Annotated in this window: 7 protein-coding genes; 4 read left to right on the forward strand and 3 right to left on the reverse strand. The window is 40.4% G+C overall.

Translation table 11 applies throughout. From position 1 onward, the window contains the following. Position 1 precedes the first annotated feature (1 nt). Both FNN09_RS05795 and FNN09_RS05800 read left to right on the forward strand, forming a co-directional pair. Positions 2-1,513: a RagB/SusD family nutrient uptake outer membrane protein gene (locus FNN09_RS05795; RefSeq protein WP_143300550.1), complete on the forward strand. Its 1,512-nt coding sequence runs from the start codon at positions 2-4 to the stop codon at positions 1,511-1,513. A 122-nt stretch (positions 1,514-1,635) separates the two neighbouring features. Continuing rightward, complete coding sequence (locus FNN09_RS05800; protein ID WP_143300551.1) at positions 1,636-2,757, forward strand: metallophosphoesterase; 1,122 nt, start codon at positions 1,636-1,638, stop codon at positions 2,755-2,757. Between the two features lie 85 nt (positions 2,758-2,842). Here FNN09_RS05800 and FNN09_RS05805 read toward each other — a convergent pair whose 3' ends face one another. The 3 genes from FNN09_RS05805 to FNN09_RS05815 form a co-directional block, all read right to left on the reverse strand. After that, complete coding sequence (locus FNN09_RS05805; protein ID WP_143300552.1) at positions 2,843-4,882, reverse strand: ATP-binding protein; 2,040 nt, start codon at positions 4,880-4,882, stop codon at positions 2,843-2,845. Positions 4,883-5,055: 173 nt separating this feature from the next. Next, positions 5,056-7,092, reverse strand: coding sequence for a sensor histidine kinase KdpD (locus tag FNN09_RS05810; RefSeq protein WP_185968891.1), 2,037 nt, complete (start codon positions 7,090-7,092; stop codon positions 5,056-5,058). Positions 7,093-7,128: 36 nt separating this feature from the next. Next, entirely contained in the window at positions 7,129-7,509 is a 381-nt protein-coding gene (locus FNN09_RS05815; RefSeq protein WP_143300554.1) for a hypothetical protein, read from the reverse strand. A gap of 1,135 nt (positions 7,510-8,644) precedes the next feature. Between FNN09_RS05815 and zupT the strand changes: the two genes are divergently transcribed. Both zupT and FNN09_RS05825 read left to right on the forward strand, forming a co-directional pair. Next, complete coding sequence (zupT, locus tag FNN09_RS05820; protein WP_143300555.1) at positions 8,645-9,457, forward strand: zinc transporter ZupT; 813 nt, start codon at positions 8,645-8,647, stop codon at positions 9,455-9,457. A 568-nt stretch (positions 9,458-10,025) separates the two neighbouring features. Beyond that, positions 10,026-12,359, forward strand: a complete 2,334-nt coding sequence (locus FNN09_RS05825) for a TonB-dependent receptor (protein ID WP_143300556.1) — start codon at positions 10,026-10,028, stop codon at positions 12,357-12,359. Positions 12,360-12,408: the final 49 nt, after the last annotated feature.

The following is a 12,408-nucleotide window of genomic DNA, read 5'->3' on the forward strand; positions in this document are numbered from 1 at the left end:
AATGAAAAATAAATTATTAATAATAACACTCTTAGTAGCACTCTTAGTAGGCTGCGACGATGTACTGGAGAAGAAACCCTTCACATCCATCCCTGATTATGAGATGTTCACCGATACAGAGGGAGCACAACAGGCCTTAAATGGCATCTACAACAGCTTAACCAGTGCCGACTACTACGGTCGTTTGGTATTTGCTTTTGAAGGCTCTAAAGGACCCGATTTCTATGTTGAAGACACAGGCAATCGCTTTCAGGAAGAAAATGGCTACCGCGAATCATCGACCTTAGATGCTTATGCCAACAATGCCTGGGAGCAAATTTACAGTGTGGTATTCCTATGTAACAACATGTTAGCTAACATTGAAATAATAAAAGGGGAAGCTGATGATATTAAACGTTTAAAAGGGGAAGCTTTGGCCATACGTACCCTGGCCTACTTCGACCTGATGCGTTTGTTTGCCTACCCTCCTACCTTTTCAGTGCCAGGAGGTGCTAATTATAACGATCAGTACAAATGGGGTGTGCCGCTTTTATTATCACAAGAGGATCATAACAACGCCTCTTTAGAAGGCCCAAAAAGAAGTGAAGCAACACTTTGCTACGATCAGATAGTAGCCGACTTTGAAGAAGCAGCTTCGCTTTTAAACGGCATGCCGGCTAGCAACGGTACAATTTCTTATCAAGCGGTTAATGCTTTACTTGCTCGTGCACACTTGTATTTAGGACAGTGGGATCAAGTAATAGTTGCCGGAGAGAAAGCACTAGGTACGAGCTCAATGATTAGCTACGACGCCTACACAAGTAATTACTTCAAGGCCTACAGCAGTGAGAACATTTGGGAGCTACAATATTCACTGGCTGATAACCTTGGCTCCAACTCATTAAACCACCTGACACGCAACCCAACGGTTGATATACCTGGCGATCCTAACGATGGTAGTATTGCCGATGATGCCATTGGTTATGCCGGTTATGGTGGTAATGTATACTTGCGAGCAGTATTAAACGAAGTGGTAGGCGATGTTCGCCAGTACCTTATTTGTGATAATGAATTAGGCGATGATACTGGTATTCGAAAGTACATTGGCGATGGTAACCACTCGGTGCATAACATTTACATGGTGCGTTTGCCAGAAGTATACCTTACACTTGCTGAAGCCTATGCTGAGCAAGGCACAAACCTGACAAAAGCTGCAGAATACATGAACCATGTTTATGAAGCGCGCACCAACATGGCCTACGCTGCACCTGCCACAGGCGACTTAATTGTTACTGATGTTCTTTTAGAACGTCGAAAAGAATTGGTACTTGAAGGCCATACTTTTTGGGATCATTTCCGTCGTGCCATACCATTTGACCGCGAACCAGAAGGCAACGTAAGTAACGATGTTGCGCACATTGATTACACGCAAGCGCAGGTTGTATATCCAATTCCGATGAATGAAATGGAAGCGAACCCTAACATGCGTGATCAGCAAAACCCAGGTTATGCCGATTATGTTGAAGGAGAATAATTAAACTAGGTTTAAGTGTGTAATTTTAGTGATTACCATGAGTATGCCGATGAAGCAGGTGTGTGACCCTCTTCGTCGGCATATTCTATTTTAATCCTACATTTGTCAAAAAAACAATAACCATGAGCAAAACATTCAAAAGATCCTTACTGATATTATTCGCCGCACTGGCGATTATAGCAGTCATTAAATATGGCCCAAACCTTATAACACCCACTACAACTATTGAACTTGCCGAAACAGATGGCATCAGTGATGGGCCTTATGTGTTTTTTAACGATGAATCAGTTGATATCAAATGGATCAGTAATGATTCACTGCATCAACAAACGGTGGATCAGAATCAGTACATACACATCAACGAGCCAGATTACAAATTCAAGGTAGCTCAATTAAAACAGCACCTACAAAACATCCCCACCAGTTTCGAGGGCGTTAACAACTTGGTAGTTTTAAGCGACATTCACGGCCAGTACGATCTTTTTATTGAGCTATTAAAGGCCAACAAGGTAATTGATGAAGCAGGTAACTGGAGCTATAACAACGGTCATCTGGTAATTATTGGTGATGCCTTTGACCGTGGTGCAAAAGTAAGTGAAACCCTTTGGCACATACTAAAACTAACTGAACAGGCTGCTACTCAAGAAGGGCGTGTGCATTATTTATTAGGTAATCACGATGTTATGGTATTAAATGCCGATTTGCGCTACATACATGAGAAATACAAAACCAGTGAAGAACTTACAGGTTTAAATTATGCGCAATTATTTGGCAAACAAACGCTCATGGGCCAGTGGCTAAGAGCCTGCCCTGTAGTCATTCGCATAAACAACATCCTGTTTAACCACGCTGGACTATCCATGGCCATGGTGCAGAACAACATTAGCATGGATGATATAAACCACACCTTTGCCCAAAGCATACTTGATAACAACAGAGACAGCATTCGTGCCAGCAAAGAGCTATCGCTTTATGCCCGCTCGCAAGGACCTATTTGGTATCGTGGCTATTTTAAGGACAGCTTACTTAGCAATGCCAGCATCGATTCAATTTTACACCATTTTGATGCCAAGCAAATTATAGTAGGCCATACCTCTATGGAACGTGTTGAAGCCTTATTTAATCAACGCATACTAGCTGCTGACACCTCCATTAAAAGAGGCGAAAAGGGTGAATTACTATTTATTGAAGATGGAAAATATTACCGCGCCGGACTAGATGGCGAAAAGAAATTATTGTGGTAAAACACAAGTGCACTTCCTTAGCATCACAAAGATGCTAAGGAAATTTCGTTATCTTAATCCTTTTGAAACCACTCCACATCTAAGCTCACTGCTCCTGAAGCTCTTTCTTTAACTGTTTTTTATCAACACTAACTACTGGTTGTGTGGGCATTGAAAAACAAATTTCTGCTCCTTGCTCCTTATCCGGGCTAACCCAAATGGCTCCTCCGTGGCGCTCTACAAATTCCTTGCACAAGATAAGGCCCAGACCACTTCCTTTCGCCGACATATCAGAACCAATATAGTAAGCCTCCTTTTTATCAAAAATATGATTGACCTCATCGCTTACAATACCCTGCCCCTGATCTTGAACAGTAAACACAGTACTCAACTCATTAGAACGGGCACTAACGGTAATTTGTCCGCCGTCGGGAGAGTGCTTAATGGCATTTGAAACCAAATTACGAATGACAGCACGAAACATCTGAATATCTATACGTAAGGACAAGGAAGAATCTATGGCAACAACAAACTTAATGTGACGGTTATTAATGGACTGATCCAGAATGTTAATTACCTTTTGCACAATGGGTACAATAGGCATCAGTATGGGGTTAAACCTAATTCCCTCTCGCTGAGAATTAGCCCATGTTAATAAATTCTCCAGCAAGTAATAAGCACTGGTCGACGAAGCCCTAGCATTCTTCAATAAGTTGGTAATATCATCAGGCTCCAATTCCGGAAGCTCCATATACAATTCTACCAACTCCTTTAAACCACCCAATGGTCCTCGCAAATCGTGCCCTATTACCGATAAAATACGATCTTTTGATTGATTGGATGCCTCAAGCCGTTTATTAACAGTAAGTACCTCATCTTGTTTTAACTGCAACAACTCATCTGCTTTTATCAATTGTTGCCACTGACGTTTCATATAAAAGCCATTGATTAAAAGAACAACAATAAAAATGATAACCAGAATAATGCTTATCTGTAGGTTCCTCACTTTTGCCTTTTGTAAGGCATCCTCCTTTTGAAGCACAACTATTTCCTGATCGCGCTTTTCTATTTCGAAGGTCTCTTCCAAGGCAATTAACTTATCAGAGAAAACAGCATTATACAATGAATCTTTTACTGAACTAAAATGGTAAAAATCACGAATTGCTTGTTCTGGTTTATCATTCAAAATACGGTACTCTACCTTATTAAAGTTGAAAGCATTACGATGCTCGGCAGGTAAATCTATTTTAGAATCCAGATCACTTAGCTGCTCAAAGTAGTAAGTAGCATCCGTTTTGTGTTTGGTTTTTAAGCTTATGCGAAACAGGTTTTGATAACTTCCAAACAGACCCAATGAATCCTTTTGGTCCCGTTTTATCGCAATAGATTTAGTGAGGTATTCTTTGGCTTTTTCCCACTCTCGCTTGTGATAATAGAGTGTACCTAAATTATTATACAAAGGCTTCAATCGCTTTTTATTGCCCGATGCAGCAATACTCTCCTCTAGCAAGTTATAGTACTTTATGGCATCATCTAATTGCACCTGCTCCATATAAAAATTAGCAACATTCAAATAAACCATTTCTTGCAAATTGGTATCATCTGTATCCTCAATTAAAGCCAACACTTGATTATTAAATCGTTCTGCTAATTCAAAATTATCTGACCTGGCATAAAAGTTAGCCAAGCGACTATAAGCAAATAGTTCTCCCAGTAGATAGTTGGCCTGACGAAAAGAGCTGGCAGCCTCCTGAAAAGCATCATGCATCACATCTACCTTTTCGGCTTGCATAGCACGCACACCAACGTAAAACAATGCTTCACCCAATCCTCTATCACATTTACTATTTCTTAACTTAGCCTCCGATTCATTTAATAATGAATCAATAACAGCTCCTCTTTTGAGGTATTTTTTAGCCATTTGAATATAGAGAGCAGCCTGCTTAACATCGTCAAAACGTTCACTTACTAATAAAAAATGAGCTACCTGCTGTTCAAAAACAACACTATCCGCCTGTTCTTTAATAATACTGAGCGCTTCGTCTTTAGCCTTTAGATAATCCAAACTCAAGGAATCAACCTCTAGTGCATCAGAAATTTGGTACGAGAAACAAAACAATAGAAGTGTAAATAGCCATGAGCGCATACTCGTTGTTTTAAATGACTGCAAATGCGCTTCAAAATAGCAATAATATTTTGCATTTCAGAAGTGTTATTGAACACAAAAATGCATCAAACTTCCTTAGCATCAAACTTCCACACTTCTTTAGGATTGCTCTTCCTTAGTATCTCAAATATGCTTAGGAAGTTTAAACGGTACTACTGCACAACTGAAGCTGGCACCGAAACCGTGGGAGCATTCACTACACTTTTTTGAGGAATTGTAAAGCACACATTGGTTCCCTGGCCTTGCTCCGAGTCAATCCAGATACGACCATGGTGGCGCTCAACAAACTCTTTACAAAGAATAAGCCCCAAACCAGTTCCTTTGGCACTCATATCGGAGCCAATAAAATACTGTTCCTTTTTACTGAAAATGCGCTGTGTTTCTTCAGCTGTCATACCACGTCCCTGGTCGCAGATGCTCATTTGCACGCCTCCATTAACTTCGCTCACAACAATATTAATGCTGCCATTTTCCGGTGAGTATTTAAGGGCATTCGACACCAGGTTGCGAATAACGGTGCGCAGCATGTTCATATCGGCCTGCACCACCAAGGCCTTGGGCATATCGTATGTGAACTTTACATTTCGGGTATTAATCGATTTATCAAGCAAATTCACACTTTGCTTAATTAAAGGTGCCAAAGGAGTGGCCACCGGGCTAAATACAATATCGCCCCGTTGCGAATTGGCCCAACTCAATAAATTCTCTAACAAGTGATAGGTACTAGTAGACGATTCACGGGCTGCTTTTAATAAGTTTTCAATATCCTCGGGTTCATATTCGGGTAGCTCCATGTAGAGCTCAATTAGTTCTTTTAAGCCGCCAACGGGCCCACGTAAATCGTGACCAATAACCGATAAAATGCGATCCTTGGATAAGTTAGATACCCGCAACTGATCATTCATACCAGTTATATCTTCCTTTTGACGTAATAAACGCTGGCGCGAGGCTCTCAGCTCGCGGCGCTGACGAATAACAAAATACACAATAATGGCCAACACAAGCGCAAAACCTGTTATTACACCTAGCAGTATGTTTCTATTTCTGATGCGCGACTGGTTTAGGGCATCTTCTTTTTGGAGGATGGCGATTTCGTTATCCTTTTCCTTAAGCTCAAAGCCCTTTTGCATTTCAATGAGTTTGTCAGAAAATATGGCCTCAGATAGCGATTTCTTCTGAGCAACATAATCCCTAAGTGATTTAATCAATTTAGGTTTACCAATAACTTTTAATTCATAAATCAAACAGTTATATGCATAAGAAGTAATTAAGCTTGAATCATCACTGTAAGGTAATATCTTCTCTAATTCCTGTTTGTGTAATAATGATCGATCTATTCGATCAAGCTCATTGGATAAATAAAAGAGATTATTTAAACAATTAAACAATTGAGTCTTATCGTTTAGATCCTTTTTTATCTTGTAAGAATCAGAGAGGTATTGATAGGCTAACTGATTTCTGTTTTGTTTCAATAATATAACGCCAATGTTATTTTTTACCATGCCAAGCCTAGAACGACTTTGGTTAACAGAATCATTTTCAAGTCTTTTATAATGAATCAACGCACGATCACACTTACCTTCTTTAAAAAGGTGATTTGCATAATTTAACTTAAAAAGCTGATCTATTTTCTTATCAACACCACCCAAAGTAGCATGCAATGCTAAATCATAATATTTATCAGCATATCGGATATTATTTCTTTTGGAAAAATAGTTAGCAATTTCTAAATACGATAATGATAAACTATTAAGATCATTTCGCAGTTTGTAACATTTTGCTGCAGATTCGAAATGATCAATAACTTGCGCTCCATCGGATTTGCTTGCAGCTATTTTTCCACGATAAAAATGATAATCTGCTAGTATATAATCATGCTCCATAATTGTTGTATCAACATATAGAACAGTCTTATCTAGATAAAATTCACAATTAGCTACCTTTTTTTTAATCCATAAATATTTAGCGCATTGAAGGAAGTAATGCGGCTTTGTTTGAGGCTCGATCTGTTCGATCAACTTAACCATTTCATTCTGATCGAAATCATCAAAAACTCTGGCTACATGTGCAAAAATCTCTTTTTTATTAGCACTATAGGAAGATTGAACATTATAATAAACGATATCAAATGACTGAGCATATACTCCAACACAACAGAATATTAAAACAAAAGGGAGTGTTCTAATCAACCTTATACATTTTTCATTAAAACACCCCATAATAAATTATACTAATCCACCCTCATAATCAACATTAGTCCCCTCTTCTTCATCTCCATCTTTCAATGTCGCATCACCCTCAGCTCCACGGGCCATTGGGCTAGCCACAGCACTTTTTACTTTCACATTAACACCACGCTCCAACAAGCCAACGTCTTTACGGTTGATGGTAAAATCGGCTCCGAAATAGTCAAAATCTTCAGAGGTACCGGTATAAGAAATGGTTAATGGGCGATACAACACATTGTCGGCAATAGCACCTTCGCCGCTCGTTGTAATCTTACTGTCTTTTGGCAAATAAGTAACAGTTCTTATTTCAAACTTCTCAATCTTACCGTTTTTATCTTTCACGGTTTCCATATTCACATATGGCACAAACTTCTTCATATTCGATATAGGTTAAAATTTAAAAAATGCAATGTATAAAAAATAATTATGTAGTGCTTTAGGTTTCGACTTTTTTAAAGCCATATTCTAAGTTGTTTATCAGTCTTTTTGTACGGTTTATAAAAACCATGTAAGCAAAGCTTATTCGAAGCTTCGCATACTCCTGTTTTTCCAATATACAATTGTCAATTCGTTATGTGTTGTATCTACTACTCGAAACGGTGTTTCGGTCACAAATGTTTCTTACTGTTCAAGCCACAGGGGCTCATCCTCTTTCTCCTTAATGAAAAAAGGATGCAAAAGAATCAAGACTGCAGCACTCATTGACCCACTAGTGATTAGCTACGCAAGAGATTTAATGAATTAACAGCTTCGGCACCAAATCTCTTAAAATGCTTCGCTACACCAAGTGGGTACCCCAATTGCATTGCTGAGGTCAAGAAGCGTAGAACCAATGACAACGTTTTTTTCATGCACCACTCGAAACAGCGTTTCGATCTATTGAAAGTAAGTGATAAGAGTGGATATTGCATAATGGCAAGGCGATAGCCTTAAGCCTGTCGCAATAAATCCATCTCTGGTGCGCAGCAATCACCTCTTTCAATAAAGTTTTTGTTTCTCGTTTTTTGAAAAATGAGAATGCCGCCCGGCACGAGGTACTTCTTACTGTACAAGCCACAGGGGCTCATTCTTACTCCCTTTCTTTTGCATATTTCAAAAGAAACAAAAAACTAGTCGGAAAGAATGGCCTACCCGCTCGTCCTAATTATAAATAATTCTAGAAAAGTAAGGTGTTTTTCAAACACAAAGGCAAGCCCCTTCTCTGAATCATTAAACAATTAGAACTTCACCCCTACCAATACCTCCGCTTTCCGACGGGCCAACGCACTTCGTTTTAACTCATAAATTCCTTTATATCCAATCACCACTCAAAACAGCGTTTCGATCTATTGAAAGTAAGTGATAAAAAGTTTTTAAGCCGCCAATCATTGCTCTACTTGGGGAACTGGCCAAAGCCTGATGAAGCCTTAACCAAAAAGCTATTGCAAGTTTCTTTCAAGCATTCGTAAAATACTATTAACTTCGTGGCGTAATTGAATGCTGCCACATAACGCACAGCACTAGACCCCGTAACATGGAATTTGAATCAGTTTTATTTGCCTTTGGCCTTACCTTATTTGCTGGATTAAGCACCGGAATTGGCAGTGCCATGGCCTTTTTTGCCAAACGAACCAACACCCGCTTTCTGGCCTTATCTCTTGGTTTTTCGGCCGGTGTTATGATATACGTGTCCTTTGTTGAAATTTTTATGAAAGCCAAAGAAACCATGGTCGAAGCCTATGGTGAAGCACCTGGCACCTGGTACACGGTATTGGCATTTTTTGGTGGCGTTTTGTTTATTGCATTAATCGATAAGTTTATTCCATCGGCCGAAAACCCGCACGAATTACACTCGGTAGAAGAGATGGGCAAAGCACCCACCAAAGCAAAGGACAAAAAACTAATGCGCATGGGCATGTTTACCGCTCTCGCCATTGGCATCCATAACTTTCCCGAAGGCTTAGCTACTTTTACAGCGGCCCTGCAAGATCCTAATTTGGGTATTGCCATTGCCGTGGCCATCGCCATCCACAACATACCAGAGGGCATTGCGGTTTCGGTACCTATTTATTATGCCACAGGTAGTAAACGCAAAGCTTTTCGCCTGAGCTTTTTATCGGGCTTATCCGAACCCGTGGGAGCGCTTATTGGCTATCTGATTCTTATACCGTTTATGACACCTTTAACCTTTGGCATCATCTTCGCCGGCGTAGCAGGTATCATGGTATTTATCAGTCTCGATGAGTTATTACCATCAGCCCGCGAATATGGTGAGCACCACTTATCCATTTACGGCTTATTTGCTGGCATGGCCGTTATGGCCGTTAGCTTATTGCTGTTTTTATAAGAGCTTTGGTTCTGGTTTAAAAAAAAATCAAGTCCTTTTCTAGGCATACTAAGTTATCAAGTCTACTTGGTATCTGTTATTGTATTCCATTGTACCTGCCAATGAACAACAAGGAGTCAACAAGGGATCAACCTCGCTAACAGCGAGGTTGACACGATCCTGTATCAATGAAAGTACGACGGAACTCCAAAGCAGACACCTTAAGAAAGCATTTAAATCACTTAACAAACCCTAAAGCGCCACAAGTTGTTGCAACGCTACTTTTAAATTAGAATCATAATGCAATCTCTTTGTAACAATTCACGTTATCGCTACTCAGAAATTATTTTATTTTCTCTTCGGCAAGGCAAATAAAATGAGGTATAGCTACAGTAGTGCTTTTAAAAAAAGAGGCATTAGTGGAAATTAAAGCTCATTTGAATTTGGCATTAATCCATCACCAATGAACTTAACTCACAGAAGTTCGAGCTTTAAACAAAACTGACAATCATCACTCACTAAACTTTTCAATCATCGAGATGTTGTTAATGGAACAACTAAATTTCGAATATCACAGAAAAGAAGCATAATGAAGTACATTTTAAACCTAGTTATCTTAACCATTATCGGCACAAGCTCTATTTACGCACAAAAATCTGATGCCAATATTTTTGGCGATGTGCAGGCCCAAGGTGAGCATTTACCCTTTGTTAGCGTGTATTTAAAAGGCACACAACACGGCACCATGACTGATTTATCGGGCCATTACATGCTTACCAACCTACCTGAAGGAGAACACGTACTTGTGGCTAGTTTAATGGGTTATAAACCAGTTGAAAAAACAGTTATCATCGTTAGCGGTGAATCGCAGGAAATCAATTTTGTAATGGTTGAACAAGTGATGTCGCTCGATGACATTGTGATTACAGGAACGAAAACCTTTAAGCGCAAAACAGAATCGGCTGTGGTGGTGAATGTAATGGAAGGTAAAAAGCTGGAGATGTTACAAGCTGGCACCCTATCAGAAGGCTTAGCATATCAGCCTGGGCTACGTATGGAAACCGATTGTCAAACCTGCAACTATACCCAGCTGCGCATGAATGGCTTAGGAGGCGCCTACTCACAAATATTAATTAATAGTCGTCCGGTTTTTAGCCCCTTAACAGGCTTGTATGGTCTGGAGCAAATACCCACTAACATGATTGAGCGCATTGAAGTAGTGCGCGGTGGTGGTTCAGCCCTTTATGGTGCCGGTGCTGTAGGAGGAACCGTTAATGTTATTACCAAGGTGCCCGAGTCTAGCACATTTTCCGCATCTACCACTCAATCGGTGATTAATGGAAAAGCCAACGACAGCCAGGTATTTGCCAATGCCGGCATTCTCTCCGATCGTAAAAACGCCGGATTAACACTTTTCGCCACCAACCGCAAACGTGAGTCGTACGACCACAATGCTGATGGCTTTAGTGAGTTGCCAAAGCTGAAGAACAATTCATTTGGTTTTACTTCATTTTTATTGCCTGCGCCCAACCATAAAATTGAAGCCAGCTTCTCAAGCATGTACGAATACCGTCGTGGCGGCGACCGCGAAGATCTGCCGGCTTTTCAGGCCGAACAAACCGAAGACCGCACCCACAATGTAATAATGGGTGGCCTGGATTACGGTTTTTCTTTCAACGATAACTTATCCTCATTGGATGTGTATGTGGCTGGTCAGCGAACTGATCGAGATCACTACACGGGCATACTCCCCGATAAAGATACTCCAGAGTATCAAGATCATCTGGAGAACCCACCATATGGATTAACAGAAAACGAAACCTATATGGGTGGTGTGCAAATGAATCACATGCTATCCGATTTTTTTGGCGGCAAAAACAACATGACCTTTGGCGCTGAACACAATTACGACGATGTTACAGATGAGATAAAAGCCTATGACTATTTATTGGATCAAACAACTCACAATACAGGGGCTTACATTCAAAGTGACTGGGAAATTACCAGGCAATGGAACTTGTTAACGGGTGTTCGGGGCGATAAACATAACATGGTGGATAACTTAATATTCAGCCCACGCGTTTCATTGTTGTACAAGCAAAACGGCATGCAGCTACGCGGTAGTTGGTCAACAGGTTTTAGAGCACCGCAAGCTTTTGACTCTGATATGCACATTGCTTTTGCCGGAGGAGGCATTCAGCGCATCGTTTTGGCTGATGATTTAGAAGAAGAGCGCTCACAAAGCTGGAGTGCATCCATCAATTACGACAAACCAACGGAAAAATACATTTGGGGCATCACACTTGAAGGTTTTCACACCACCTTATACGATGCTTTTATTTTAGAAGAAAATGGAGAAGATGATCAAGGCAATGTGATATTAGAAAAGCGTAATGGAAGTAATTCCACCGTAATGGGCATTACCATGGAAGCCAGGGCCAATTACAATAAACTATGGCAGTTGGAAGCGGGTTACACCATTCAGTCGAGTCAGTTTGACGAAGTGGTCAACTGGTCGGAAAGCATTGAAGGCACCAGAGACTATCTACGCACGCCTGAACAATACGGATATTACACATTAACCTACAATCCAGTTTGGGGTTTTAACGCAGCACTTTCGGGTGTTTACACAGGATCCATGTTAGTACCACACTTTGGTGCAGGCCCCGGCGATACAACAGGTAACCCTATTAATGATGAATTGATTACCTCGCAGGCATTTATGGAAACCAACATCAAACTTAGCTATGCCCTTGATTGGCGTTATGTAGGTGTTGGCCTGGAGTTTTTTGGTGGCGTTCAAAATATCTTTAACGCCTATCAGGATGATTTTGACAAGGGAAAAAATCGTGACAGCAACTATGTCTATGGTCCTGCCCGACCACGAACTATCTTTTTTGGTTTGAAGCTGATGAATTTGTAAACAAATCATAAAGGCATTAGAACCGCTTTAGGCAAATACTATGTACCTA

Source organism: Carboxylicivirga sp. M1479 (genome assembly GCF_007097485.1).
In the GTDB taxonomy this organism is placed as follows: Bacteria; Bacteroidota; Bacteroidia; order Bacteroidales; family Marinilabiliaceae; genus Carboxylicivirga.

Coding starts and splice junctions, on each gene's coding strand:
- FNN09_RS05800 (WP_143300551.1), top strand. CDS start 1,636: ATGAGCAAAACATTCAAAAGATCCTTACTGATATTATTCGCCGCACTG.
- FNN09_RS05805 (WP_143300552.1), bottom strand. CDS start 4,882: ATGCGCTCATGGCTATTTACACTTCTATTGTTTTGTTTCTCGTACCAA.
- FNN09_RS05815 (WP_143300554.1), bottom strand. CDS start 7,509: ATGAAGAAGTTTGTGCCATATGTGAATATGGAAACCGTGAAAGATAAA.
- FNN09_RS05795 (WP_143300550.1), top strand. CDS start 2: ATGAAAAATAAATTATTAATAATAACACTCTTAGTAGCACTCTTAGTA.
- zupT (WP_143300555.1), top strand. CDS start 8,645: ATGGAATTTGAATCAGTTTTATTTGCCTTTGGCCTTACCTTATTTGCT.
- FNN09_RS05825 (WP_143300556.1), top strand. CDS start 10,026: ATGAAGTACATTTTAAACCTAGTTATCTTAACCATTATCGGCACAAGC.